Annotated in this window: 18 protein-coding genes and 1 riboswitch; of the genes, 4 read left to right on the top strand and 14 right to left on the bottom strand. The window is 72.1% G+C overall.

What is annotated here, in order from left to right; all coding sequences use genetic code 11:
* Window positions 1–99: 99 nt before the first annotated feature.
* From ACFYZ4_RS14230 to ACFYZ4_RS14200, 7 genes are all read right to left on the bottom strand, one after another.
* Complete coding sequence (locus ACFYZ4_RS14230; protein ID WP_351292338.1) at window positions 100–1,041, bottom strand: Ppx/GppA phosphatase family protein; 942 nt, start codon at window positions 1,039–1,041, stop codon at window positions 100–102.
* Window positions 1,038–1,577, bottom strand: coding sequence for a DUF501 domain-containing protein (locus ACFYZ4_RS14225; RefSeq protein WP_351292336.1), 540 nt, complete (start codon window positions 1,575–1,577; stop codon window positions 1,038–1,040). The genes ACFYZ4_RS14230 and ACFYZ4_RS14225 overlap by 4 nt, the downstream gene beginning before the upstream one ends.
* A 47-nt stretch (window positions 1,578–1,624) precedes the next feature.
* Window positions 1,625–2,113, bottom strand: a complete 489-nt coding sequence (locus tag ACFYZ4_RS14220) for a septum formation initiator family protein (protein ID WP_351292334.1) — start codon at window positions 2,111–2,113, stop codon at window positions 1,625–1,627.
* A gap of 100 nt (window positions 2,114–2,213) precedes the next feature.
* Window positions 2,214–3,500, bottom strand: coding sequence for a phosphopyruvate hydratase (eno, locus tag ACFYZ4_RS14215; RefSeq protein ID WP_073919099.1), 1,287 nt, complete (start codon window positions 3,498–3,500; stop codon window positions 2,214–2,216).
* Window positions 3,501–3,775: 275 nt separating this feature from the next.
* Window positions 3,776–4,489 carry a transglycosylase family protein gene (locus ACFYZ4_RS14210; RefSeq protein WP_351292332.1) on the bottom strand — a complete coding sequence of 238 codons (714 nt, stop codon included), beginning with the start codon at window positions 4,487–4,489 and terminating at the stop codon, window positions 3,776–3,778.
* Between the two features lie 3 nt (window positions 4,490–4,492).
* Window positions 4,493–4,665, bottom strand: a riboswitch (cyclic di-AMP (ydaO/yuaA leader).
* A 276-nt stretch (window positions 4,666–4,941) separates the two neighbouring features.
* Window positions 4,942–5,979, bottom strand: a complete 1,038-nt coding sequence (locus tag ACFYZ4_RS14205) for a transglycosylase family protein (RefSeq protein ID WP_351292330.1) — start codon at window positions 5,977–5,979, stop codon at window positions 4,942–4,944.
* A 70-nt stretch (window positions 5,980–6,049) separates the two neighbouring features.
* On the bottom strand, window positions 6,050–7,357 hold the full coding sequence (locus tag ACFYZ4_RS14200; protein WP_351292328.1) for a cytochrome P450: 1,308 nt from the start codon (window positions 7,355–7,357) through the stop codon (window positions 6,050–6,052).
* A 121-nt stretch (window positions 7,358–7,478) separates the two neighbouring features.
* Between ACFYZ4_RS14200 and ACFYZ4_RS14195 the strand changes: the two genes are divergently transcribed.
* Window positions 7,479–8,699 (top strand): globin domain-containing protein, encoded by a 1,221-nt coding sequence (locus ACFYZ4_RS14195; RefSeq protein WP_390784003.1) that lies wholly within the window; start codon window positions 7,479–7,481, stop codon window positions 8,697–8,699.
* A gap of 39 nt (window positions 8,700–8,738) precedes the next feature.
* Here ACFYZ4_RS14195 and ACFYZ4_RS14190 read toward each other — a convergent pair whose 3' ends face one another.
* Both ACFYZ4_RS14190 and ACFYZ4_RS14185 read right to left on the bottom strand, forming a co-directional pair.
* Complete coding sequence (locus ACFYZ4_RS14190) at window positions 8,739–9,782, bottom strand: nucleoside triphosphate pyrophosphohydrolase (protein ID WP_351292324.1); 1,044 nt, start codon at window positions 9,780–9,782, stop codon at window positions 8,739–8,741.
* Window positions 9,783–9,810: 28 nt separating this feature from the next.
* Entirely contained in the window at window positions 9,811–10,434 is a 624-nt protein-coding gene (locus ACFYZ4_RS14185) for a SurA N-terminal domain-containing protein (protein WP_390784002.1), read from the bottom strand.
* 177 nt (window positions 10,435–10,611) lie between these two features.
* Here ACFYZ4_RS14185 and ACFYZ4_RS14180 point away from each other — a divergent pair, with 177 nt between their 5' ends.
* Window positions 10,612–12,966 (top strand): YfhO family protein, encoded by a 2,355-nt coding sequence (locus tag ACFYZ4_RS14180; RefSeq protein ID WP_351292320.1) that lies wholly within the window; start codon window positions 10,612–10,614, stop codon window positions 12,964–12,966.
* Here the strand turns inward: ACFYZ4_RS14180 and ACFYZ4_RS14175 are convergent.
* Both ACFYZ4_RS14175 and ACFYZ4_RS14170 read right to left on the bottom strand, forming a co-directional pair.
* Window positions 12,954–14,474, bottom strand: coding sequence for a serine/threonine-protein kinase (locus ACFYZ4_RS14175; RefSeq protein WP_351292318.1), 1,521 nt, complete (start codon window positions 14,472–14,474; stop codon window positions 12,954–12,956). The two genes, ACFYZ4_RS14180 and ACFYZ4_RS14175, sit on opposite strands and share 13 nt — an antisense overlap.
* Complete coding sequence (locus ACFYZ4_RS14170; RefSeq protein WP_351292316.1) at window positions 14,471–15,097, bottom strand: hypothetical protein; 627 nt, start codon at window positions 15,095–15,097, stop codon at window positions 14,471–14,473. The genes ACFYZ4_RS14175 and ACFYZ4_RS14170 overlap by 4 nt, the downstream gene beginning before the upstream one ends.
* Before the next feature lie 208 nt (window positions 15,098–15,305).
* Between ACFYZ4_RS14170 and ACFYZ4_RS14165 the strand changes: the two genes are divergently transcribed.
* The gene (locus ACFYZ4_RS14165) at window positions 15,306–16,004 is read left to right on the top strand and encodes a hypothetical protein (RefSeq protein WP_351292314.1); all 699 of its coding nucleotides are present in this window, start codon (window positions 15,306–15,308) and stop codon (window positions 16,002–16,004) included.
* A gap of 12 nt (window positions 16,005–16,016) precedes the next feature.
* On the opposite strand, the gene mfd is transcribed toward ACFYZ4_RS14165, so the two are convergent.
* The gene (gene mfd, locus ACFYZ4_RS14160) at window positions 16,017–19,571 is read right to left on the bottom strand and encodes a transcription-repair coupling factor (protein WP_351292312.1); all 3,555 of its coding nucleotides are present in this window, start codon (window positions 19,569–19,571) and stop codon (window positions 16,017–16,019) included.
* A 247-nt stretch (window positions 19,572–19,818) separates the two neighbouring features.
* On the opposite strand from mfd, the gene ACFYZ4_RS14155 reads away from it, so the two are divergent.
* Complete coding sequence (locus tag ACFYZ4_RS14155) at window positions 19,819–21,258, top strand: DUF2079 domain-containing protein (RefSeq protein ID WP_351292310.1); 1,440 nt, start codon at window positions 19,819–19,821, stop codon at window positions 21,256–21,258.
* A 94-nt stretch (window positions 21,259–21,352) separates the two neighbouring features.
* Here the strand turns inward: ACFYZ4_RS14155 and ACFYZ4_RS14150 are convergent, their stop codons facing one another.
* Both ACFYZ4_RS14150 and ACFYZ4_RS14145 read right to left on the bottom strand, forming a co-directional pair.
* Window positions 21,353–23,935 carry an FtsX-like permease family protein gene (locus ACFYZ4_RS14150; RefSeq protein ID WP_351292308.1) on the bottom strand — a complete coding sequence of 861 codons (2,583 nt, stop codon included), beginning with the start codon at window positions 23,933–23,935 and terminating at the stop codon, window positions 21,353–21,355.
* Entirely contained in the window at window positions 23,932–24,708 is a 777-nt protein-coding gene (locus tag ACFYZ4_RS14145; RefSeq protein ID WP_376620465.1) for an ABC transporter ATP-binding protein, read from the bottom strand. Before ACFYZ4_RS14145 ends, ACFYZ4_RS14150 begins: the two co-directional genes overlap by 4 nt.
* Between the last annotated feature and the right edge of the window lie 438 nt (window positions 24,709–25,146).

Genomic DNA, 25,146 nt, shown 5'->3' with positions numbered 1-25,146 from the left:
TCCATCGGCCCTACAGGCCCCTTTTCCTTGTGAAGAACTTCACGAACTTTATGTGGATCACGGGTCCGGAGACCCCCCAACCCCACGTTCGAAGGTCGTTCAGGCGATAGACCAGGCGATTCCGTCGAGGATGTCGTGCTCGGACACGATGACCTCGGTGGCGCCGATCCGCTCCATGATCGCCAGGAGCACCAGTACGCCGGCCCCGATCACGTCCACCCGGCCCGGGTGCATCACGGGGATCGCCGCGCGCTCCGCGTGCGTCGCCGTCAGCATCCGCTCGCCGACCTCGCGGACCTGCTCGTAGGAGATCCGCGCGTGGTGGATCTCCGAGGAGAGGTACTCCGGCAGGCCGAGGACGATCCCGGCCACCGTGGTCACCGAACCGGCCAGGCCCACCAGGGTGCGCGCCTCGCCCAGCGGGACGCTCTCGGCGGCCAGGTCGAGGGCGGCCTCGATGTCGGCCCGCATCGCGGCGATCTGCGCCGGGGACGGCGGGTCGGTGACGACCCCGTCCACCACCAGGTGACGCTCGGTCATCCGGACGCAGCCCACGTCCACGGAGCGGGCGGCGCGCACGTGGTCCTCGCCGACCACGAACTCGGTCGAACCGCCGCCGATGTCCACCACCAGGAACGGCCGTTCCAGGTGATCGTGGGCGACGAGCTCCTTGGTGGCGCCGGTGAAGGAGAACTCGGCCTCCTGGTCGCCGGAGATCACCTCGGGCTCGACGCCCAGGATGTCCTTGACGCCCTGCACGAACTCCTCGCGGTTCTCGGCGTCCCGCGAGGCGGAGGTGGCCACGAAGCGCACCCGCTCCGCGCCGAGCTCCTTGATGACCGCGGCGTACTCGCGGCAGGCCGCGAAGGTGCGCTCCAGCGCCTCCGGGGCGAGGCGCCCGGTCCGGTCCACGCCCTGGCCGAGGCGGACGATGGTCATCCGCCGGTCCAGCTCGATCAGCTCGCCGGTGGCCGGGTCGCAGTCCGCGACGAGGAGCCGGATGGAGTTCGTACCGCAGTCGATGCCGGCGACCCGGATCACGCGTCCGACTCCTTCTTCTCCGCGCACGGGGTGACGCAGGCGCCCTTGGCCCACCACTCGGGCAGCATCGCCAGCGCCTCGTCGCCGAACGGGTTCACGCCCGGGCCCGCGGCCAGGGAGTGGCCGACCAGCACGTGCAGGCACTTCACCCGGTCCGGCATCCCGCCGGCGCTCGGGAAGCCCTGGAGCACCTCGATGGCGTCGCGGCGCCGGATGTAGTCCTCGTGCGCGGCCTGGTAGGCGGCGGCGAGCTCCGGGTCCTCGGCGAGCCGGGCCTGCATCTCCTTCATCACGCCGTTGGCCTCCAGCGTGCCGATCGCGGAGGCCGCGCGCGGGCACGTCAGGTAGTACAGCGTGGGGAAGGGGGTGCCGTCGGGGAGCCGCGGGGCGGTCTCCACCACGTCCGGCTGCCCGCAGGGGCAGCGGTGCGCGATGGCACGCAGCCCGCGCGGCGGGCGGCCGAGCTGCTGCTCGAACGCCTCGATGTCCGCGTCGGTCGGCTCGGTCCGGTCGGTCTGGGGCGGGGGCGTCTGCATGCCTGGAGGAAGTCTCTTCGTTCGGTTCTATGACGGATGGAACTGGTTCAGTCGCCGGGGCGGTCGGCCTTGTCGACGCCGTCCCAGACGTTCGAGTACCAGGGGCGGTCGGAGCCGGCCTGGCCGGTCCGGTGCGGTTCCGGGGGCTGGGCCCCGGGGTCGCTCATGATGTAGCCGATCTCCCCCGGGCGCAGGAAGTGCAGGTGCCTGCGCGCCTGCTGCTCCGCGTAGGCGTCGTCCTGCCAGCGGGCCTTCTCGTCGCGCAGCCGCTCCAGGCGGACCCGGGCGGTGGCGGCGGCCCGCTGCTGCTCCGCGATCTCCGAGCGCTGGGAGACGTACTGGCGCATCGGATACGCGAGGGCGACGACCAGGGTACAGAGGACGAGCACCAGGAGCGCGGCCCGGCCGGTGAGCCGGCTGCGGCGGACCTGCCGGCGCGACTGCGAGCGGTAGACGTGGGCGGCGGTCCGCTCACCGAGCTGCTTGAGCCTGGTCGCGGTGGAGAAGGTGGAGAACCGATCCCGGTTCCCGGCCATTGGTCCGCCTCCCCTGTGTACGCACTACGCAAATACGTCCCCGCACACGGTACGGGACCGAGTGCGGGGACGTACGGAGGCCAGCCCCTCAGGGGGGTGATTAGCCCTTGAAGCGCGGGAAGGCGCTGCGGCCCGCGTACACCGCGGCGTCGTCGAGGATCTCCTCGATGCGCAGCAGCTGGTTGTACTTGGCGACGCGGTCCGAGCGGGCCGGGGCGCCGGTCTTGATCTGACCGCAGTTCACGGCGACGGCGAGGTCGGCGATGGTGACGTCCTCGGTCTCACCGGAGCGGTGGGACATCATGCACTTGAAGCCGTTGCGCTGGGCCATCTCGACGGCGTCCAGGGTCTCGGTCAGCGAACCGATCTGGTTCACCTTCACGAGCAGGGCGTTCGCGGAGCCCTCCTCGATGCCGCGGGCCAGACGCTCCGGGTTGGTGACGAAGAGGTCGTCGCCGACGATCTGGACCTTGGAGCCCAGCTTGTCGGTGAGGGTCTTCCAGCCGGCCCAGTCGTCCTCGTACAGCGGGTCCTCGATGGAGACCATCGGGTACGCGGAGACGAGCTCCTCGTAGTACTCGGTCATCTCGGCGGCCGAGCGGGACTGGCCCTCGAACTCGTACTTGCCGTCCTTGTAGAACTCGGACGCGGCGACGTCGAGCGCGAGCGCGATGTCCTTGCCCGGGGTGTAGCCGGCCTGCTTGATGGCCTCGACGATGAGGTCGAGCGCGGCGCGGTTGGACTCCAGGTTCGGCGCGAAGCCGCCCTCGTCGCCCAGACCGGTGGAGAGGCCCTTGGTGTGCAGGACCTTCTTGAGGGTGTGGTAGACCTCGGCACCCCAACGCAGCGCCTCGGAGAAGGACTCCGCGCCGATCGGGGCGATCATGAACTCCTGGATGTCCACGTTGGAGTCGGCGTGCGACCCGCCGTTGAGGATGTTCATCATCGGAACGGGCAGCAGGTGCGCGTTCGGGCCGCCGAGGTAGCGGAAGAGCGGCAGGTCCGAGGCCTCGGACGCGGCGTGCGCGACGGCGAGGGAGACGCCGAGGATGGCGTTGGCGCCGAGGGAGCCCTTGTTGTCGGTGGCATCCAGGTCGAACATGGCCTGGTCGATCAGGCGCTGCTCGGTGGCGTCGTAGCCGACGAGCTCCGGGCCGATCTGCTCGATGACGGCGAGGACGGCCTTCTCGACACCCTTGCCGAAGTAACGGTTGGGGTCACCGTCACGGAGCTCGATGGCCTCGAATGCACCGGTGGAGGCGCCGGACGGGACTGCAGCACGGCCGGTGCTGCCATCGTCGAGGCCCACCTCGACCTCGACCGTGGGGTTGCCTCGGGAGTCCAGGATTTCCCGGGCTACGACGACGTCGATGGACGGCACGAGCATCTCCTTCTGGGATGTGACGCTGGGTGTGCGGTGGCATGTCAGGCCGTGGGACGGCCTTGCCGCTTAGAGCCTAACCGGCCCGGGGCACTCGGCCGGCCGACCGCCCGACCCCTGGGACGAAAAAGGGACCGAATACCCCGCTTCCGGGACATTAGGTCTCTGGTTCGCCGCCCGTCACCCGGTGCGCACACCGCCGCCCGGCGCGTGGGGGGAGACGCGCCGGGCGGGGGGAACGCTGTGCGTTGCGTGCGCTGCTGCGGCTATTGCCGCAGTGTTCAGCTGAGCTTCAGCTTCTGACCCGGGAAGATCAGGTCGGCGTCCGAGACGATGTCCTTGTTCAGCTCGAAGAGCTTCTCCCAGCCGCCCTTGACGCCGTTGGCCTCGGCGATGGTGCCGAGGGTGTCGCCGGGCTTGACCTCGTACGAGCCGTTGCCGGTCTTCGGGGCCTCGGGGGCCGCCGGGCGCTCGGAGCGGGTGGTCGGGGCCTCGGAGCGCTTGGTCTCCTTCTTCGGCGTGGCCTTCGGGGTCGCCTTCGGGGTGGACTTCTGCTCGGTCTTCTTCGAGTCGGCCTTCGGCTTGTTCTGCGTCGAGGTCTCCGTGCCGCCACCGGTGTAGGAGGAGTTCGACAGACCCTTGCCGCAGCTCGGCCAGGCGCCCTTGCCCTGGCCCTTGAGGACCTTCTCGGCGACGGCTATCTGCTGGGACTTCGAGGCCTGGTTGGCCTGCGCGGCGTACGACTTGCCGCCGTACGCGGCCCACGTCGAGGACGAGAACTGCAGTCCGCCGTAGTAGCCGTTGCCCGTGTTGATGGACCAGTTGCCGCCGGACTCGCACTGCGCGACCTTGTCCCACTCGGACGCGGTGGCGGCGCTGGCGGTGCCCGCGGCCATCAGGGGGGCGGCGACGGCCACACCGGCGACACCGGCGAGCGTGACGATGCGGACGGCCTTGGAGGCGCGACGGTGCTTGCCCTTGCCGGAAAGCAGCATGGAGTTTCTCCTCACCGACGCCTACGAGGTGAGCTGTCGGGTTCGGGCGAGTGAGTTGCCCGGCCGTGCGACCTAGCGCACGTCTTAACCCCTAGCCGGTGGCGTGACCGTCTCTCAACGGCCGCTCCCGGCGCCTACCTTGGTTCCCCCGCTCCTGCCTTCGGCGCTTGACGCGACGACTGTTCCCCCCGTCCGCCGGCAGGATTCGGCGATGCGGTCGAAGGAGCCCGCGGTGGCGGGCGAATCAGAAGGTAGACAGGTCTCTCCCCGATGTTCAACGAGGAACATCGGGGAGAGAGGGGCCCTACTTGCGCTCTCCGCAGGGGTGTTTGCGCAGGTGAGGGCGGGGTTTGCGGAAGCCCCGGGGCGGGACACGCCAGTTGACCGGAAGAGACACATGTCTCACTTACAGATAACCGACAATCAGTTCTTTCCGGGCGCCTGAAGTGTCCTTATTGCGCGGTTAGATCCAGGTTCTGGCCGGGCTTGATCAGGTTGGCGTCCTCGCCGATGACCTGCTCGTTGGCCTCGTAGAGGCCGTTCCAGCCGCCCTTGACTCCCTTGGCAACCGCGATGGTCGCCAGGCTGTCGCCCTCCTGGACCGTGTACGTGGGGATCGACGCGGCGTCAGACGGGACGGGGGCCTCGGGCGCGGGGGCGCCTCGGTGCTTGCCGCTGCCCTCGGCCGCAGCGCCGTCCGGAGTGGCGCCCGGGGTCGCGGGGGCGGTCGGGGCGGCCGGGTCCGTCGGGGTCGCCCCCGGGGTGGCGGGCGGGGTCGTCGGCGACGAGGGGTCCACCGGGAGGGTCGGAGCCGTCGGGTCGACGGGCGGCAGCGGGGTGGTGCCCGGGGTGCCCGGGACCGTCGGCTGCGACGGGTCGACGGGAGGCGTCGTCGGGACGTCCGGCGCCGGCATGACGGGGAGTCCGACGGACGGGGCGTCGGGGATCAGGAAGGGGCTGCCGGTCGGGCTGGGGGCCGCGTGGGTCGGGGCGCCGAAGTCCTTGGCCGGCTCGCCGCCGGTGGTGGACGGCACCGCGTCGTCCGGGCGGGAGGGCGAGGGGGCGATCGTCCCGGTGCTGCCGGCCAGACCGGGATCCACCTGGGCGGCGGGGCTCTGCTGCTCCAGCCCGGCCGAGGTGGCGCACAGCGGCCACGCCTGCGGCCCCTGCGAGGCCAGCACCCGCTCGGCCACGGCGATCTGCTGGGAGCGGCTCGCGAGGTCGGCGCGCTCGGCGAAGTCGAGTCCGCCGGCGCTCTTCCACTCCTCCTGGGTGAACTGCAGCCCGCCGTACGCGCCGCTGCCGAAGTTGGCACTCCAGGAGCCGCCGCTCTCGCACTCGGCGACCTTGTCCCAGGTCGCGGTGTCGGCAGCGGTGGCATTGGTGGCGGCTAGCAGCGGCAGGGCCAACGCGGAGCCAGTGACTCCGGCTGTGACTACCAGCGCGGGGACCTGGCGGGGGCGTCTGTGGCGGCCGTTCCCGGAACGCATGAGGGTGCACCTTTCGCATAACAGCGGGGTAACGGCAGAACCTAGCGGCCTTCGAACGATTGTCACAAGTTCAAGCGGGATCTGACTTTTCATCAGAAGCCGCGCAAGTGTTTTGAGCCGTGAACCGGACGGGAAGAGTACGTAGCCCTCGCATGATCAACCCCCCACGCCAGCGCAGGTCTTGGGGCGGAACAGCCAGTTCCAGATCGGGCAGGCGGGTCAGCAGGGTCGCGAGCGCCGTCTGTCCTTCGAGTCGCGCGAGCGGGGCGCCCAGGCAGTAGTGGATGCCGTGCCCGTACCCGAGGTGCTGGTTGTCGGTCCGGGAGAGGTCGAGGGTATCCGGTTCCGCGAACCGCTCGGGGTCGCGGTCGGCGGCCGCGAGGACGACCAGGACCGGGTCCCCGGCCTCGATCCGCTGCCCGGCGAGGGTCAGCGGCTCGGTGGCGAACCGCCAGGTCGCCAGCTCCACGGGGCCGTCGTAGCGCAGGAGTTCCTCGACACCGGTGGCCAGCAGACCGGTCTCGCCGGCGGCGAGGGAGCGCTGGAGGCGCTCGCGCTGGCCGGGGTTCATGAAGAGGGAGTGGACCCCGTTGCCGATGAGGTTCACGGTCGTCTCGAAGCCGGCGAAGAGGAGGATGAAGGCCATGGCGGTGGCCTCGGCCTCGGTGAGGTGGTCGCCGTGGTCGCTCGCCCGGATCAGGTCCGAGATGAGGTCATTGCCCAGATCATCCCTTTTACGGTGGATGAGTTCACCGAGATAGGTCCGCATCTGCTTCACCGAGCGGGCGACGCCGCCGCGCGGGCCGCCGCCGTGGCGGATCATCATCCCGGCCCAGTCGCGGAAGTCGTCCTGGTCCTCGCGCGGCACGCCGAGCATCTCGCAGATGGCGTAGATGGGCAGCGGGAAGGCGAACTCGTGGATGAGGTCCGCCTCCCCCTTCGCCGCGAAGGCGTCGATCAGGTGGTCGGTGAGCGCCTGCACCCGCGGGGTGAACTCGGCGACCCGGCGCGGGGTGAACGCCTTCGACACCAGCCGCCGCAGCCGGGTGTGGTCCGGCGGGTCGATGTTGAGCAGGTGCGTCATCAGCTCCGCCTTGCGCTCCCCCGGGATCCCGGTCTTGCCCTTGGCGTGCGCCGGTTCCGCGTGGTGCGCCGGATTCTTGCTCAACCGCTGGTCGGCGAGGGCCTGGCGGGCGTCGGCGTACCGGGTGACCAGCCAGGCGTCGACCCCGCTGGGGAGCTTGGTGCGGTGCACCGGCGCGTGCTCGCGCAGCCAGGCGTAGGCCGGGTAGGGGTCGGTCGCGAACTCCCAGTCGAAGAGGGTCGGGCCCTCGGCGGAAGGGGTGTCGGCGGGTTCTGCGGGGGTCTGCTCATGCACGTCACGACCGTATCCCGGCGCGGGACCGGCATCCCATATGGCCCGTTCGTCGCGGCTGTCCGTAGATCGGCCATCGCTTGACCTCACCTTCCCCGGCGTTCCTACTTTCGGTTTTGTGGATGTGAGGATCTTGAAAAGCAGTTTCGCGGTGGTGGAGAGACGGGCCGAGCACGCGGTCAAGTTCTTCTACTCCCACCTCTTCTGGCACAACCCCGGAATCCGTGACCTCTTCCCGGCCTCCTCCGAGGACATGGAACGGCAGCGGGACCGCGTCTTCGCCGCGCTCACCCACGTCATCGCCCACCTCGACGACGAGAGCCTCCTCCCCTATCTCCGCGACCTCGGGCGCGACCACCGCAAGTTCCTGGCCCGCCCCGAGCACTACGTGGCCGTGGGCTCCAGCCTCCTCGCCGCGCTCGCCGCGACCTCCGGAGAGGCCTGGACCCCACAGGTGGAGAAGGCCTGGGCCGAGGCCTACCAGGTGATCGCCGACACGATGACGGCCGGCGCCGACGCGAGCAAGGACCCGCCGTGGTGGGACGCGGAGGTCGTGCGCCACCTCCGGTACGGGCAGGACATCGGGGTGCTGACCCTGCGGCCGCACGCCCCCTTCCCCTATGTACCGGGCCAGTACACGAGCGTGTGCAGCGAGCGGGTCCCGGCGACGTGGCGCACCTACTCCCTGGGCAACGCCCCCCGCCCCGACGGCACCGTCGACCTCCACGTCAGCCGCATCGACCAGGGGCGCCTCAGCACCGCGCTGGTCGGCGAGACACTGCCCGGCGAGGTCCTGCGGCTCGGCGCCGCCGGCGGGCAGCTGACCTTCCGCCGCGCCGGCCGCCCGGTCAGCCTCATCGCCGCCGGCACCGGCTGGGCGCCGATCCGGGCGATGCTGGAGGACCTCGCGGAACACCCTCCCGATCAGGACGTACGGCTCTTCGTGGTGGCGCGGGACGGCGCGCACCTCTACGACCGCCCGCTCATCGACACGTACGCCGCCTCCTGCCGCTGGCTCGGCGTCACCTACATCACGCCCGCCCCCGGGCAGCACCGCAACCAGGCCACCGACCGGCTCGCGACGGCGCTCGGCCACCGCGGCCTGTGGCCGGACCAGGACGTCTACCTCAGCGGCCCGCCGCAGTTCATCGAGGAGACCGTCCACCTCCTCCAGGAGCTGGGCGCCCGGCCCGGCCGCCTCTTCCACGACGCCGTACCCGCCGCCGACAAGGGCCAGGGGCCCGGGGGCCGCCCGGTCGGCTTCGGCGAGTGGTTCCTGAACCGCCCCGCGCCGCACTGGCACAACCCCGCGGCCCGCGCGCCCCGGGAGTACGGGAACGACTGAACGCCGCCCGGGACCACCGTCCGGGGCCACCGTCCGGGGCTACCGCCCGGGCTGCTCGCCGACGCCCTCGGCGGCGCGGATCGCGTCCCGGTAGACGCGGGCCGCCGCGCGCAGCGCGGTCTCGGGGTCGGTCCCCTCCGCCTCGGCGCGTGCCGCCAGTGCCAGCAGTTCGTACCCGATGCCCTCGCCGCGGGGCAGCTCCACGGGCACGCCGCCCGTACGGACCCGGCCCGCGAGCTTGGCCGCGAGCGCCAGACCGGGCTGGCCCACCGGGATCCCGTCGGTGACCGACTCCCGCTGCTTCTCGACCGCCTTGGTGCGCTGCCAGTGCGCGTTCACGTCCTCCGGGGTCTCGGCCTCGGCGTCGCCGAAGACGTGCGGGTGCCGGCGGATCAGCTTCTCCACGAGGGCCCCGGCCACGTCGTCGATGGAGAACGCCCCGACGCCGTCCCCGGCGTCCTCCCCGCCCTCCCCGTCCTCGGTGGCGCCGCCGCCCTCCTCCGCGATCCGCGCGTGGAAGACCACCTGGAGCAGGACGTCGCCGAGCTCCTCGCGCAGCTCCTCCCGGTCCCCGTCCTCGATGGCCTCGACGAGCTCGTACGCCTCCTCGATCGCGTACTTGGCCAGGCCCTTGTGGGTCTGCCGCGAGGTCCACGGGCACTCGCGCCGGACCCGGTCCATCACCTGGACCAGGTCGAGCAGGCGCGCGCCGGGCAGGTCGTACGAGCCGGGCAGCAGCTCCAGGTCGGGCATCGAGATCCGGCCGGAGCCGGCCAGCCGGGCCAGCCCGTCGGTGAGCCGCTGGTCGCCCTCCCCGCCCGGGAGCAGCACGACGGTGCGGCCGCCCGCGCAGGCCTCGACCAGCTCGTGCGCGTCCGGGGTCCCGAAGGCGACCTCGATGCCGGCCTCCCGCAGGTACGGCAGCTGCGGGTGGCCGGGGTCGGCGCACAGCACCCGGTCCGCGGCGTGCAGGGTCTGCCACGCCGGCCAGGACAGCACGCCGGGGGCGACCCGGTGGCTGGTGGTCAGCAGGACGATGCGGCCCGTGGGCTCGGCGGCGGTGGGCTCGGAGTGCTCGGTCACCCTCCGAACCTACCTCCGGCCGGGCGCGTCAGGCTCCGGCGGGTGCCTGCTCGGGCTGGGTCCGCTGGGTGATCCAGGGGGTCTCCCCGGCGCCGAGCCTGATCTGCTTGACGTCCCAGGCGCCGTACCGCGGGTTGACCTCGATGTGCAGGGCCGTCGCGGCGGCACGGGCGGGCTCCTCCAGCTTCCCCTGGCCGTACTTCGCGGTCAGCTTGGTCAGCAGGACCCGGTCCCGCAGGAAGCGGTCGACCTGGCCGGGGGCCATGGCGCCCTTCTGCAGGAGCAGCGCCTCGAACTGTTCGGCCCCCTTGTTCTCCTCCACGTAGGCCTGCCGTTCGTCCTCGATCTCCTTGACGGAGACGGAGACGCCGGCGGTCTCGGCCATCTTGTCGATGACGTGGCTCTGGAGCATCGAGTCGAGCTTCTGGCGCTCCAGGTTGGGGGTGCTCGCGATGAGCTCGGCGGCGGCCTGCCCGGTCCGGTTCTGCGCCACGCGGACGTCGTTGACCTGGGCCTGGAGGGCGGAGGTGGTGATCCGTTCGCCGCCGACGACGGCCGCGGTGCCGGGCCGGGCCTCGCCCGAGCAGGCGGACAGCAGGGGCGCCGCCAGGAGCAGGGCGGTGGAGACGGAGAGCGCTGTGCGACGGTGCAAAGGAGCCTCCAGGGCCGGGAGATTGTGCGTCGGTGCACAAGGGCCGTGCGGTGATCGATGGTATGCAGTCAGGGTGGTCCGAGCCACCGGTTCGACCAACGATTCCCGAGGTGTCGGGGTGCGCGTTCATCTGGCGGCCATCCTTCGGTCCCCCGGTGGTGCCAGGGTCGGCCCACCATGTCGACACCGCACCGCTCACCGCACCGCTCGCCGCGCCGCCTGAGCCTGTCCGGCTCGGCGCTCGCCGCCCTGCTCACGGCGGTGGCCGTGTGTGCGGGGGACGCCGCCGCCCGCGTCTTCCCGTACGGACCGCGCCACCGCAGCATCAACGACCTCGGCAATCAGTTCGTGCCGTTCCACGCGCACCTGTGGGACCTGCTGCACGGCCGTGCGGAGGGCGGACTGCTGTTCAACTGGCAGTCCGGGTACGGGACCAGCTTCCTGCCCGACCTGGGCACCTATCTGACGAGCCCGCTCTCCGTGCTCGTCGGGCTGTTCCCGCGCGCGGACATAGACCTCGCGGTGTACGTCGTGACCGTGCTCAAGATGACGGTCGCGGCGGCGGCGACGGCCTGGCTGCTGCGCACCCAGCGCCGCGGCCCGTGGTGGGCGGCGGGGCTGCTCGGGGCCTCGTACGCGTTGTGCGGCTGGTCGGTGATCGAGGCCTCCTACAACCCGATGTGGCTGGACGGGCTGATCGCCTTCCCGCTGCTGTGCCTGACCGGCGAATGGGCCCTGCGCGGGCGCCGGCTCGTGCTCGCGCCGCTGGTCGTCGCCGTCTGCTGGACGGCGAACTTCTACACCGCCTACATGGCGACGCTGGGTGCGGCGCTGGTGCTGGTGGTACGGGTGGTGCTGACCCGGGAGGGGCTGCGGACCCGGACGGCGGTGATCGCGCGGGCGGCCGGGACGACCCTGCTCGGGATCCTGCTCGCGGCTCCGGTGCTCGTCCCCCTCTTCCTCAGCTCGGGCCAGGCCTACCCGGGGTGGGTCAAGGAGTTCCGGCCGGTGTCCTGGGCGGACCTCTTCGCCCGGCTGCTGCCCGCGACGTACTCCTTCTCCTCCCCCGCCGTCTTCGTGGGCACCGGGACCCTGCTCCTGGTGGCCGCGCTGCCCTTCCACCGGGCGGTGCCGGTGCGCGCCCGGCTTTGGTGGGCGGGGCTGACGGTGGCCGTCGCGCTCTCGCTCCAGTGGGCCCCGACCCACCTGGCCTGGCACCTGTTCGCCACCCCGAACGGCAGCCCGTACCGGCAGACCTTCGTGCTCGCCGGGATCGCCGTGATCGCCGCCTGGACCGGGCTGGCGGCCGGCCTGCCGAGGCCGCCGGCCCTGGCGGCGGGGGCGGGCCTGCTCACGGCCGCCGTGCTCTGGTCGCGCGGGAGCACGCTGGGGACCGACTGGGGGTACGCGCTGTTCGCGGGCGGGCTGGCACTGGCGGGCGCCGCCTGGTGGGCGCTGCGCCACCGCCGGCTGGCGCTCCCGGCCGCCGGGCTGCTGGCCGTGGTCCTGCTGGCGCAGGCGGCCGCGACGACCGCGTACGGGCACAAGGGGAAGCTGGGCGGGCTCGACGACTACCCGTCCTGGGGGGCGGCCCACACCGCGCGCGCCGAGGCGCTGGCCGGCGCCGAGGGCTGGCCGGCGTACCGCACCGACCCGAGCCGGCCCGCCCTGTCGGGCAACGACCCGATGCTGCTGGGCGGGGAGGGCGGCTCGTACTACAGCAGCCACACCCCGGAGGTGTTCACGCACACGATGGTGGCCCTCGGGGCCGGCTGGACCTCGCGCGGACGCAACGTCCAGAGCATCGACAACCCGGTGACGGACGCCCTGTTCGCGGTGGGCGCGCGGCTGCAGCCCGACGGCACGGTCCGCCGCGCCGAGGTCCCCCCGCTGGTGACGACCCGCCCGCCCGGCGCGCCCCTCTCCTACGGCGACTCCCCCTTCGCCAACCAGGAACTGCTCCTGGGCGCCCGGGTGTACGAGGACCCGCTCGCGCCGGGTGTCTGCCGCGCGGGCACGGAGGCCTACCTGTGGGCGCCGGAGTACAACGCCACGGCCCGCCTCGCGGACGGGCCCGCCTTCCGCCTGAACGGCAACGCCCCCCGCAACCGGGCGGCCCTGCAGCCGATGGGCGTCTCCCGCGGGGCCTCCTCGGCCCTGGTCTTCGACGCGTCACCGCCGGCGCGGTGGACCCTGTCCTGCCTGGACCGGGCCCGCCTCGACAGCGCGGTGGCCGTCCTGCGCGCCACGGCGGCGACCTCCCTGCACGTCGGCTCCTCGCGGATCCGGGCCGAACTGCCCTCGGGGGCCACGGGCACGGCGGTCCTCTCCGTGCCCGCGATCGCCGGCTGGACGTGCAACGGCCGCCCGGCCGCGGCCCATCTGGGACTGGTGGCCCTGCCCCTGGACGGCCGCACCACCACGCTCAGCTGCTCGTTCCGCCCGCCGGGGCTGGTCCCCGGCGCGGCGGCGGCGGGGCTCGCCCTCGTGGTGCTGACCGCCCTGGTGCTCCGGCGGCGTCAGCGCATCTGACCGAGCCACTGCAGGGTGCGGCGGATCTCGGACGGGAAGGGGTGCGCCGGACCGTGCAGGCGGTCCGCGTCGAACAGCAGCCGGGCCAGGGTCTCGTGGGCCGCCTGCCGGTCGCCGAGGGAGAGCAGCAGGTGCGCGATCCGGCGGCGGACCTCCAGCGGCAGGCCCGGGTCCGGGTTGGCGTAGTGGTTCTCGAAGAGCGGGAGCAGCGAGCGGTACTCCGCCAGGGCGGCGGCCGGTTCGCCGAGCTGCTCCAGGCACTGGGCCGCGTCGTAGCGGAAGCGCAGGGACTGCGGGTCGCCGGCCGGGAACTCGTCGGCGAGGCGGCGCAGTTCCGGCAGGGCGCGGCGGTACTGGCCGTCGTCCATCAGCGTGGCGGCGTACTGCTTGCGCAGGGAGCGGACCACCGGGGAGTGCTCCCCGTGCTCGGCGGCCGCCGCCGGGAGGATGCCGCCGAGGATGTCCCCGGCCTGGGTGAGCCGACCCTGGTCCAGGAGCTTGCGGGCCTCGTCGACGGCGCCGGGGATGTCGGGCCGGGCGGGCGTCGGGACCGGGGTGGGCGGTGAGGTCGGCTGCGGCGGGATCACGGTGGCCCGGTCCGGCCAGGGGGCGTGCGGGCGCAGGAAGGGGCGGGTCGGATCGAGCGGGCCGGCGGGTGCCCGGCTGCCGCTGGCGGGCAGCAGCGGGGCGAGGGCCTCGTAGACGGCCTGGGCGGAGGCGGGCCGGTCCTGCGGGTCCTTGGCGAGCAGGCGCATCAGGAGCGTCTCCAGCTCCTGCGGGACCTCCGGGCGCTTGGGCCGGACCAGGGCGGGGGGCTCGTACAGGTGGCGGTGGAGCACGCCGAGGGCGGTGGAGCCCGCGAAGGGGACGTTGCCGCTGAGGAGTTCGTAGAGCAGCACGCCCAGGGCGTAGAGGTCGGTGTACGGGCCGACCGCGCCGCTCATCGCCTGCTCGGGCGCCATGTACGCGGGGCTGCCGATGGGGGTGCCGGTGCTGGTGAGGCGGGTGGTGTCGGTGTCCATCACCGAGGCCACGCCGAGGTCCAGGACGAGCACGGTGCCGTCCGGGCGGACCATCACGTTGCGCGGCTTGAGGTCGCGGTGGACGATCGGCACCGCGTGCACGGCGGAGAGCACCGAGCACAGCTGCGCGACGACGGCGACCGCCCACTGCCAGGGGTAGGGGCCGTGCTCGGCGAGGTGGTCGGCGAGGTCGGTGCCCTCGACGTAGCCCATGACGAGGAAGAGCTCGTCGCCGTCGCTGCCGGCGTCGTGCACGGTGACCAGGCCGGGGTGGTCGACCTGCGCGGTCACCCGGCACTCGCGCACGAAGCGGCGGCGCAGTTCCTCGGCGACGGTGCCGGGGCCGGCGACCTTGTCGGGGCGCAGCAGCTTGACGGCGACGCGGCGGTCCAGGCGCTTGTCGTACGCGGTCCAGACCTGGCCCATGCCGCCCTGCCCCAGGATGGAGGCCAGCTGGTAGCGGTCTCCGATGAGCCGGTCCGTCACTGATTCGGGTCCTGGATCGCGGTCTGGTTCGGGTCCTGGTAGGGGCCGCCGGGCGGCGGGGTCTGCTTGCGCAGCAGTTCGCTGAGCTCGTCGAGTTCGGCGCGGACCTGCCCGATGCGCGGGGGCGGGGTCGGCTGCGGCGGCGCCTGCGGCGGGACCGGCGCGGCGGCGGGCTGCTGGGGCACGGGCGTCTGGGCGTGCGGGTACCCGTAGGCGGGCGAGGCCTGCTGCGGGTGGGCGTAGGGCGCGGACGGGTACCCGTAGGCGGGCAGTGCGGTGCGCCGGGCCTCGTGGTGCTTGATGTCCGCGACGAGGAAGTACACGCAGATGGCGAAGCCGGTGAAGATCGAGCCACCGGCCCCGAGGTTGCCCTGCCAGCCGTTGACGTCGGGCGTCGGGTCGAGCTGGATCAGCGTCATCCACAGCACGGCGAGCGCGCCGGTGACCACCAGCAGCACCCAGTCGCGGGACTTGCGGGTCACCAGGGCGAGCCGCAGCATCGAGCCCCAGGCGAGGAAGCCGCAGCTCAGGATGGGCAGCAGCATGAACACCACGCGCAGTGCCACCACACCCCCGTCGGTGGACTGGGGGGCGTGCTGCGGCGGAAGGCCGGGGCCGTGCATCGCTGCTCCTGACGGGCCGTGCGGAAGAAGTTTCGGGTCTGAGGGTATACAGCGTTCCCGGCCAGGAGTGAGGGGATGCGCGCAACCGTTGCACGGTCGCTGCACGGCGCCCGGCGGCGGCCCGCAGCACGAACCCCTCCCGCCCCCGGCCTCCGCCGGGTTGCCCCGTACTCTCCTTCCGTCCCGCTCCCCGATGAAGAGAGTCACCGTGCACACCGCTCACCGCCTGACCGCCGCCGTCGCACTCGCGGGTGTCACGGCACTCGGGCTCTCCGGCTGCGTGACCAAGCCGCCCCGGGCGTTCCCCGACGTGCCGAACGCCCAGTCGCTGGACAAGTCCGTGACGGCGCTGCGCAGCGCGTCCTCGTTCACCGTCAGCGGGAAGACGCTGGCCAAGGGCGTGGCGACGCAGGTGAACCTTTCGATCAGCAAGACGGGCGAGTGCAAGGGCACGATGTCGCTCTCGACCGGCTACCTCAAGGTGATCCGCACCCGGGACCACGTGTTCGTCCAGAGCGACGAGGCCTTCGCCCGCACCCAGACGGAGGGCCTTCCCAAGGAGGAGGCGGACCAGCTGTTCAAGGACGCCACGACCCGGTGGATGCGCAAGGAGGCATCGGACCCCGTGCTGAAGGGACTGGCCGACCTGTGCGACCGGGACGGCATGCTGAAGTCGTTCTACGGCTTCCTGGGCTCACAGCAGGACGGGCTGACCGAGGTCGACGGCCAGGAGGCGGTGACGATCACCGCGCCCAAGCACGTCTTCCGCGTGGCCGCCAAGGGCGAGCCGTACCTCCTCAAGGTGACCGCGGCCGGCCCGGAGGGGATCGACCTCGCCTACACCGGCATCAACCAGCCGGTGCAGGTGGACGTTCCGGCCGAGGCGGACGTCTACGAGGTCGACTGACGTGTGCTCCGGCTAGGAGCCGAGGATGGTGGTGAGGAACTCGCCCGTCCAGGCCAGCAGTTCCCGGCCGACCACCGGCTTGCCGCCGATCTTGCCCGCCTTCGGGCGCGGGACCAGTACCTGCGAGGTGGCGGGCTTGAGCACCGTCCCGGGGTAGAGCCGCTTGAGGCGCAGCTCCTGCGACTCGCGCAGTTCCACCGGCCCGAAGCGGATGTTGTTGCCCTGGAGGGTGATGTCCCCGACCCCGCAGGCGCGGGCGAGCATCCGCAGACCGGCCACCAGCAGCAGGTTCTCCACGGGCTCGGGCAGCTTGCCGTAGCGGTCGGTGAGTTCCTCCCGCACGGCCTTGATGTCCGCCTCGGAGTTGGCGGAGGCGATGGACCGGTACGCCTGCAGGCGCAGCCGCTCGCCGGGCGCGTAGTCGTGCGGGACGTGCGCGTCGACCGGCAGCTCGATCTTGACCTCCAGCGGCGGCTCCTCCTCCACCCCGCCTTCGACGGCGGCCCGGTAGTCGGCCACCGCCTCGCCGACCATGCGGATGTAGAGGTCGAAGCCGACGCCCGCGATGTGACCGGACTGCTCGCCGCCGAGCAGGTTGCCCGCGCCGCGGATCTCCAGGTCCTTCATCGCCACGTACATGCCCGCGCCCATCTCGGTGTGCTGGGCGATGGTGGCCAGGCGCTCGTGGGCGGTCTCCGTGAGCGGCTTCTCCGGCGGGTACAGGAAGTACGCGTACCCGCGCTCGCGGCCACGGCCGACGCGGCCGCGCAGCTGGTGCAGCTGGGACAGGCCGAAGTTGTCGCCGCGCTCCACGATCAGGGTGTTCGCGTTGGAGATGTCGATGCCGGACTCGACGATCGTCGTCGAGACGAGCACGTCGAACTTCTTCTCCCAGAAGTCCACGACGACCTGCTCCAGGGCCTGCTCCGACATCTGGCCGTGCGCCGTCGCGATCCGCGCCTCGGGCACGATCTCGCGCAGCTTGGCGGCCGCCCGGTCGATGGACTCGACCCGGTTGTGGATGTAGAAGCACTGGCCCTCGCGCAGCAGTTCGCGGCGGATGGCCGCGCCGATCTGCTTCTCCTCGTACGGGCCGACGAAGGTGAGGACCGGGTGCCGCTCCTCCGGCGGGGTGGTGATCGTCGACATCTCGCGGATGCCGGTGACCGCCATCTCCAGGGTGCGCGGGATGGGGGTCGCGGACATGGTGAGCACGTCGACGTTGGCGCGGAGCTTCTTCAGCTGCTCCTTGTGCTCCACGCCGAAGCGCTGCTCCTCGTCGACGATGACCAGGCCCAGGTCCTTGAACTTCGTCTCCTGCGAGAAGAGCCGGTGCGTGCCGATGACGATGTCGACCGAGCCCTCCTTCAGCCCCTCCAGGGTGGCCTTCGACTCCGTCTCGCTCTGGAAGCGGGACAGCGCCTTCACGATGACGGGGAACTGCGCGTACCGCTCGGAGAAGGTGCCGAAGTGCTGCTGCACGAGGAGGGTCGTCGGGACGAGGACGGCGACCTGCTTGCCGTCCTGGACGGCCTTGAAGGCCGCCCGGACCGCGATCTCGGTCTTGCCGTAGCCGACGTCGCCGCAGATCAGCCGGTCCATGGGGACGGACTTCTCCATGTCCTCCTTGACCTCGGCGATGGTGGTGAGCTGGTCGGGCGTCTCCGCGTACGGGAAGGCGTCCTCCAGCTCGCGCTGCCAGGGGGTGTCCGGGCCGAAGGTGTGGCCGGGGGCCGCCATGCGGGCGCTGTAGAGCTTGATGAGGTCGGCGGCGATCTCCTTGACCGCCTTCTTCGCGCGCGCCTTGGTCTTGGTCCAGTCGGCGCCGCCGAGCCGGTGCAGGGTCGGGGCCTCGCCGCCGACGTACTTGGTGACCTGCTCCAGCTGGTCGGTGGGGATGTAGAGACGGTCGCCCGGCTGGCCGCGCTTGGCCGGCGCGTACTCCACCAGCAGGTACTCGCGCGTGGCGCCCTGCACGGTCCGCTGGACCATCTCGACGTAGCGGCCCACGCCGTGCTGCTCGTGGACGATGTAGTCGCCGGCCTCCAGGGTCAGCGGGTCGATCGTCTTGCGGCGCCGGGTCGGCATCCGGCCCAGGTCCTTGGTGGCGGTGCGCTGGCCGGTCAGGTCCGTCTCGGTGAGGACGGCGAGCTTCAGGGCCGGGTCGACGAAACCGTTGTCGATCGAGCCGCAGGCGACGTGGACGATCGACGGCTCCAGGGTGCGGAGCTCGGCCTCCAGCCGGGCCGGGATGCCCTCGCCGCCGAGCACCTCGACGGTCCGGGCGGCCGGTCCGTGGCCCTCGGTGAGGTAGACGGTCTGCCAGCCGTCGGCGATCCAGCCCTTGGTGTCGGCCAGCGCCCGGGCGGTGTCGCCGCGGTAGGCCTCCGGCGCGTGCATGCCGAGCTTCAGGACCGCCGGCTCGCCGGCTGATGTCACAGCCCCGCCCACCGCCTCGTCGGCGGCGAAGGGGGAGACCGACCACCACATCATGTTCAGCTCGCGGGCCCGGTCGCGGACGTCCGCGATCCCGCGCAGCGAGGCCGCGCCGACGTCGATGGGGGCCTCGCCGCCGCCCGCGGAGGCCGCCCAGGAGGCCATCAGGAACTCCTGGCTCGTCGCGACGAGGTCGGCGGCCCGGGTGCGGACCCGCTCGGGGTCGCAGACCACGGCCATCGCCCCGGCCGGCAGGACGTCGATCAGCAGCTCCATGTCGTCGACGAGGACCGGGGCCAGGGACTCCATGCCCTCGACGGCGATCCCCTCGGCGATCTTGTTCAGCAGTTCGCCGAGCTCGGGATGGGCCTCGGCGAGGGCCGCGGCCCGCTCCCGTACGGCGTCGGTCAGCAGCAGCTCGCGGCAGGGCGGGGCCCACAGCCCGTGCTCGGCGACCTCCAGGGAGCGCTGGTCGGCGACCTTGAAGTAGCGGATCTCCTCGACCTCGTCGCCCCAGAACTCGACGCGCAGCGGGTGTTCCTCGGTGGGCGGGAACACGTCGAGGATGCCGCCGCGCACGGCGAACTCCCCGCGCTTCTCGACGAGCTCGACGCGTGCGTACGCGGCGGCGGCCAGCGCCGCCGTGATCTCCCCGAGGTCGGCGCTCCCGCCCTGGCGCAGGCTGACCGGGACCAGCTCCCCGAGGCCCTTGACCTGCGGCTGGAGCACGGACCGGATGGGGGCGACGAGCACGCTCACCGGTCCGGCCGCCGGATCGTCCTTGCTGGGGTGCACCAGGCGGCGCAGTACGGCGAGCCGGCGGCCCATGGTGTCGCTGCGCGGGCTGAGCCGCTCGTGCGGGAGCGTCTCCCAGGACGGATAGTCCACCACCTCGTCGGGCGGCAGCAGCGAGCGCAGCGCGGCGGCCAGGTCCTCGGCCTCGCGCCCGGTGGCGGTGACCGCGAGCACCGTCCGCTCGGTCCGCCGGGCCAGCGCGGCGATCGCGAAGGGCCGCGCGGCGGCGGGGCCGACCAGGTCCACGTGCATGCGGTTGCCGTCCCCGGCCGCGGTGACCGCCTCGGCGAGGGCGGGGTCCCGGGTGACGGCGTCGAGCAGTCCGTGCAGGCTCATGAAGGAGGCTTTCCGTCCGGTGAGGGGGCAACGCGAAGGACCCGACACGTCGCACGGGCCGGGGGTTCCCACCCTACGACGCGCCCCGCCGCCACGCGCGCGGGATTCAGGTCGCCCGTGCGGGTGACGGCCCGGCGCCCGCACGGGCCCGGACCGAAGGGCCCCGGGACGCAACCGGGGGCGTGTTCGAGCCCCTCTACGATGTCGAGGTACTGACGTCAGAGCTCGCCGAGGGGGCACGAAGGCCGTGACGAGCGATGCCATAGTCCGGCCGGAAACCGTGGCGGATCCGGCGCCGCCGGACCCGGTGCGGGCGAAACCGGTGCGGTCGAAGCCCGTCGGGAACCGGTGGGCCGGACCGTACGCGGTCGCCGGCGGCCTGTTCCTCGTCTACCTCGTCCTCTCCGTCGGGCGGTTCCGGCGGATGGACTGGGCCTCCTGGGACCTGGGCATCTTCGAGCAGGCGATCCGCGCGTACGCGCACCTGCAGGAGCCCGTCGCGGACCTGAAGGGGCCGGGCGCCAACATCCTCGGCGACCACTTCAGCCCGATCATCGCGCTCGCCGCCCCCGTGTACCGGCTCTTCCCCGGCCCGCTCACCCTGCTCGTCGTGCAGGCCGCGCTGTTCGCGCTGTCCGCCGTCCCCGTCACCAGGGCGGCCGGACGGCTCCTGGGCCGGGCCCGCGGCGTCGCGATCGGCATCGCGTACGGGCTGTCCTGGGGCGTCCAGCGGGCCGTGGAGTTCGACTTCCACGAGATCGCCTTCGCCATGCCGCTGCTGGCCTTCTCGCTGGAGGCGGTGCTCGCCCGGCGTTGGCGGGCCGCGCTGCTGTGGGCGCTGCCGCTGGTCCTCGTCAAGGAGGACCTCGGCTTCACGCTCGCCGCCCTGGCCGTGGTCGTGGCCTGGCGGGCCTGGACCACCGACCGCCGGACCGCGTGGACCGCGCTCGGCGTCGCCGCCTTCGGCGCCGTCTTCGCCGTCCTGGTGTTCACCGTCTTCATACCGGCCTTCGCCACCGAGGGCTACGGCTACTGGCACAAGATCGACGGCGGCGGCCCGTTCGCCGGCACCGGCACCAAGCTCGCCACCCTGGGATGGGTGCTGATCCCCACCACCGGACTGCTCGCCCTGCGCTCACCGCTGCTGCTGGTCGCCGCCCCCACCCTCGGCTGGCGGTTCCTGTCCGGGGACGACCACTACTGGTCCACCGACTGGCACTACAGCGCCGTGCTCATGCCCGTCGTCTCGCTCGCCCTCGTCGACGCCATCGACACGTTCCGGCGCAGCGAGCGGCCCCGGCTGCGCGCCTACTCCCTCCAGCTGCCCACCGCCGTCCTCGCCGCCGGCCTCGCCCTGGCCGCGACGGCCATGCCGACCGCCAAGCTCACGGAAGCGCGTACGTACGAGAAGCCCGACCGCGTCACGGCCGTCGAGCGGCTCCTCGACCGGATCCCCGACGGGGCCACCGTGGAGGCCGACACCACCCCGCTGACGCGGCTGACCTCCCGCTGCCGCGTCCTGTGGATCGGCGGCAGCAAGGGCGTGGTCCCCGACTGGATCACCATCGACAACTCCTCCAAGTGGGCCGGCGAGGACCCCGTCGTCTACGCCGGCCAGCTGCACCCCGGTGAGCGGTACACCGTGGTGGGCGAGGCCGCCGGGATCGTCCTGATGCAGCGCGGATGACGAGCGGCTGACGAGCGGCTGTACCGACCACAAGGCGCCGGCCCGGAACCAAAGGTCCCGGGCCGGCGCGCTCCCCCGTACGAACGCGCAGCGGTTACTCGCTCGCGATCGCGTTCAGGACGTTCATCCGCCCTGCCCGGAAGGCCGGGACCAGTGCGGCGAACAGGCCCACGAAGGCCGAGGCGGCGAACACCCCGATGATCGTCGGCCACGGGATCTCCAGGACCTTCAGGCCCTGGAGCGCCAGCAGCTGCTGGGCGCTGGCGCCCCAGCCCATGCCCAGGCCGAGGCCGAGCAGGGCGCCGAAGAGGGCGATGACCACCGACTCCAGGCGGATCATGCGGCGCAGCTGGCGGCGGGAGAGGCCGATGGCGCGCATCAGGCCGATCTCGCGGGTCCGCTCGACCACCGACAGGGCCAGGGTGTTCACGACGCCCAGGACCGCGACGATGATGGCGAGGCCGAGGAGCCCGTAGACCATGTTGAGCAGCTGGCCGACCTGGTCCTTGAGGGACTGCTTGTAGTCGGCCTGGTTGCGCACCGCGTACTGCGGGTACTCCGCCATCGCCGCCTTGACCGCCTTGTACGCGGCGGCGTCGGACTGCCCGTCCTTCGCGCTGGCCAGCAGCATGAAGGGCAGCGGCAGCCGGTCGGCCGGGACGTTCGCCCGGGCGACCTCGGTGCTGATGTACTTCATGGTCTTGTCGATGTTGCCGCCGTCGCTGGTGATCGCCGCGACCTTCAGCTTGACCGTGTTGCCGCCGGTGAAGGCGACCGTCAGCTCGTCACCGAGCTTGATGCCGTGCTGGGTCGCGTACTCCGAGCCCACCGACATGGAGTCCTTGCCGTACGCCGCCGCGTGCTCGCCGGCGACCATCTTGCGCCGGATGTCCTGGGCGTACGTCGGGTCGGTGGCGCCGAGGCCCACCTCTTCGGTGGCGCCGTCGGGGGCGGTGACCTTGGCCGGCACCTCGCGGTAGGCGGTGACGTGGTCCAGGCCCGCGGTGGCGCGCAGCGCCTGCTCGGCCTGCGGCAGCATGGGCTGCCCGGTCTCGGAGTTGATGATGTAGTCCGCGCCGACGGACTTGTCGAGCTCGTCGGTGGCGGAGGCCACCATCGAGGAGCCGACCACCGACAGGCAGGCGACCAGCGCGAGGCCGATCATCAGCGCGGCGGCGGTGGCGCCGGTGCGGCGCGGGTTGCGCAGGGCGTTGCGCTCGGCGAGCCGGCCCACCGACCCGAAGGGCCGCAGCACGACGCCGGAGAGCACCCGCACCACGCCCGCGGCGAGCAGCGGGCCGATCACGATGAAGCCGATGAGGCTGAAGACGACGCCCAGGGCCAGCCACAGCGATCCGGGGCCGGCCTTCTCGGCGGCCGCGGCGAGGAAGAGCCCCGCGGCGCCGATGCCGGTGAGGACCAGGCCGAGGGCGGCGCGGATGCGGCCGGCCTTCTTGTCGCCCGGGGTGCCGGACTCGCGCAGCGCGGCCATCGGGGAGACCTTGCCGGCGCGGCGGGCCGGGACGTAGGCGGAGACGACGGTGACGAGGACACCGAGGACGATGCCGACGACCGGGGTGGTCCAGGCGACGGTCAGGTCGTCGGTGGACAGGTGCATGCCCATCTGGCCCATGAGCTTCATCAGGCCGACGGCCAGGCCCACGCCCGCGCCGACACCGAGGACCGAGCCGACGACGCCGAGCAGGAAGGCCTCGACGACCACGGACTTGAGGACCTGTCCGCTGTCGGCGCCGATGGCACGCATCAGGCCGATCTCGCGGGTGCGCTGGGCGACCAGCATGGAGAAGGTGTTGAAGATCAGGAAGATGCCGACGAGGAAGGCGATGCCGGCGAAGCCGAGCATCACGTACTTCATGACGTTCAGGAAGGAGCCGACGTCCTTGCGGTTGGCGTCCGCGGCTTCCTTGGCGGTCTGCAGCTTGTACGTGTCCGCGCCGACGGCGGCGGCGACGTTCTGCTTGAGCTGCTCGTCGCTCACGCCGTCCTTGGCGGTGACGTTGACGTGCGTGAAGGAGCCGGCGGAGCCGAGCAGGGCCTGCTGCGAGGTGGCCGTGTCGAAGTAGACGATGGCCGCGCCCGGGTTGGTCACGGTGAAGGTGGCGATACCGCTGATCCTGGCGCGGATGTCGCCGGTGATGGCGATGGTGCGCAGCTCGTCACCGAGCCCCAGACCGTGCTTCTTCGCGGTGTCGGCGTCGACCATCACCTCGGTGGGGCCGCGCGGCGCCTGACCCGAGGTGATCTTCATCGACTTGAGCTCGTTGTCGCTCCAGTTGCCCGCGATGGTCGGGGCACCGGTGGTCGAGCCCATGTTCTCGTTCTTGGAGTTGACCACGGTGACGGACATCGAGACGACGCCGCCCTCGGCGCTCTTGACGCCCTCGGCCTTCTTGATCTGCTCGACGGCCGAGCCCGCGAGCATCTCGGGCTTGCCGCGGTCGGGGGTCTCCTCCCCGCCCTTGGCCTCCTTCGGGCTGACGGTCACATTGGAGTTGGTGACGGCGAACAGCTTGTCGAAGGTGGTGTTCATGGTGTCGGTGAACACCAGAGTGCCGCAGACGAAGGCGACGGAGAGCAGGACCGCGACGGCGGAGAGCGCCATCCGCCCCTTGTGTGCGACGAAGTTGCGCCGCGAGGTCTTCAGGACGGTGCTCATGAGGTCCGCCCGCGCGCGTCGAAGTCCTTCATGCGGTCCAGGACCTGGTCGGCGGTGGGCCCGTACATCTCGTCGACGATCCGGCCGTCGGCCAGGAAGATGACGCGGTCCGCGTAGGAGGCGGCGACCGGGTCGTGGGTGACCATGACGATGGTCTGGCCCAGCTCGTCCACCGAACGGCGCAGGAAGCCGAGGACCTCCGCGCCGGCGCGGGAGTCCAGGTTTCCGGTCGGCTCGTCACCGAAGATGATCTGCGGGCGGGCGGCGAGGGCGCGGGCGACCGCCACGCGCTGCTGCTGGCCGCCGGAGAGCTCGGTCGGGCGGTGCTTGAGCCGGCCGGCGAGGCCGACGGTCTCCACGACCCGGTTCAGCCACTCCGCGTCGGGCTTGCGGCCCGCGATGTCCATGGGGAGCGTGATGTTCTCGAGGGCGTTGAGCGTGGGCAGCAGGTTGAAGGCCTGGAAGATGAAGCCGATCCGGTCGCGGCGCAGCTGCGTGAGCTTCTTGTCCTTCAGCCCGGTGATCTCGGTGTCGTCCAGGTGGATCTGCCCGCTGGTCACCGTGTCGAGACCGGCGAGGCAGTGCATCAGCGTGGACTTGCCGGAGCCGGAGGGGCCCATGATCGCGGTGAACTGGCCGCGCATGATGTCCACGTCCACGTCGTCGAGGGCGACGACGCGCGTCTCCCCCGAGCCGTACGCCTTGACGAGCTTCCGCGCCCGGGCCGCGACGGCTTCATGCCCTCCAGTACCCCCGTGCCTGGTTTCGGTCATAGCCGTTGTCACGGTCGTTCTCCCTTTTCGCCTGTGTGCGTCGTCGTCATGAAGTCTGCGGCGGGTGGGGGCGTCGGCACGCTGGTGCCCATCGCCGTATCCACCCGGGGGTTATCCCCACCCCCCACCTCCCGGTCCGTATGTTCCAGTTAAGGAGACGCCGGGGGCCCTCACCTCCTCCGCCGGGAGGAACCGCCCCTGGCCCGTTGTGTGGAGGGACCCCTAGGGGATGTCCGCCCTTCGGGGGAGCAGGCCTGGGGGATACCGCGGGACGCGGGGGCGGTGAGAAGGTGTTCCCCGCAGTTACGTGCAGGGGGAAGGAATCTCGGTGGCCGCAGCGGAGAGCACGGGCGGAGGCCAGGACGGCATACCCGAGGGGCGTGCGGACCACGCGCCGGGGACGGCGGGGGCGGCCGTTTCGGCCACGGGCTCCCAGGC

Origin of the sequence: Streptomyces sp. NPDC001513, assembly GCF_042894695.1 — a bacterium.
Classification (GTDB): domain Bacteria; phylum Actinomycetota; class Actinomycetes; order Streptomycetales; family Streptomycetaceae; genus Streptomyces.
The sequence above is the reverse complement of the archived record's forward strand: the minus strand, read 5'-3'. Positions and strand labels throughout refer to the sequence as shown.

What these genes read in the sequence shown, in the direction of transcription:
- ACFYZ4_RS14225 (WP_351292336.1), bottom strand. Translation starts at nt 1,577, where the DNA reads ATGCAGACGCCCCCGCCCCAGACCGACCGGACCGAGCCGACCGACGCG.
- ACFYZ4_RS14150 (WP_351292308.1), bottom strand. Translation starts at nt 23,935, where the DNA reads ATGAGCACCGTCCTGAAGACCTCGCGGCGCAACTTCGTCGCACACAAG.
- ACFYZ4_RS14210 (WP_351292332.1), bottom strand. Translation starts at nt 4,489, where the DNA reads ATGCTGCTTTCCGGCAAGGGCAAGCACCGTCGCGCCTCCAAGGCCGTC.
- ACFYZ4_RS14220 (WP_351292334.1), bottom strand. Translation starts at nt 2,113, where the DNA reads ATGGCCGGGAACCGGGATCGGTTCTCCACCTTCTCCACCGCGACCAGG.
- ACFYZ4_RS14205 (WP_351292330.1), bottom strand. Translation starts at nt 5,979, where the DNA reads ATGCGTTCCGGGAACGGCCGCCACAGACGCCCCCGCCAGGTCCCCGCG.
- mfd (WP_351292312.1), bottom strand. Translation starts at nt 19,571, where the DNA reads ATGAGCCTGCACGGACTGCTCGACGCCGTCACCCGGGACCCCGCCCTC.
- ACFYZ4_RS14180 (WP_351292320.1), top strand. Translation starts at nt 10,612, where the DNA reads ATGTCGACACCGCACCGCTCACCGCACCGCTCGCCGCGCCGCCTGAGC.
- eno (WP_073919099.1), bottom strand. Translation starts at nt 3,500, where the DNA reads ATGCTCGTGCCGTCCATCGACGTCGTCGTAGCCCGGGAAATCCTGGAC.
- ACFYZ4_RS14170 (WP_351292316.1), bottom strand. Translation starts at nt 15,097, where the DNA reads ATGCACGGCCCCGGCCTTCCGCCGCAGCACGCCCCCCAGTCCACCGAC.
- ACFYZ4_RS14145 (WP_376620465.1), bottom strand. Translation starts at nt 24,708, where the DNA reads ATGACCGAAACCAGGCACGGGGGTACTGGAGGGCATGAAGCCGTCGCG.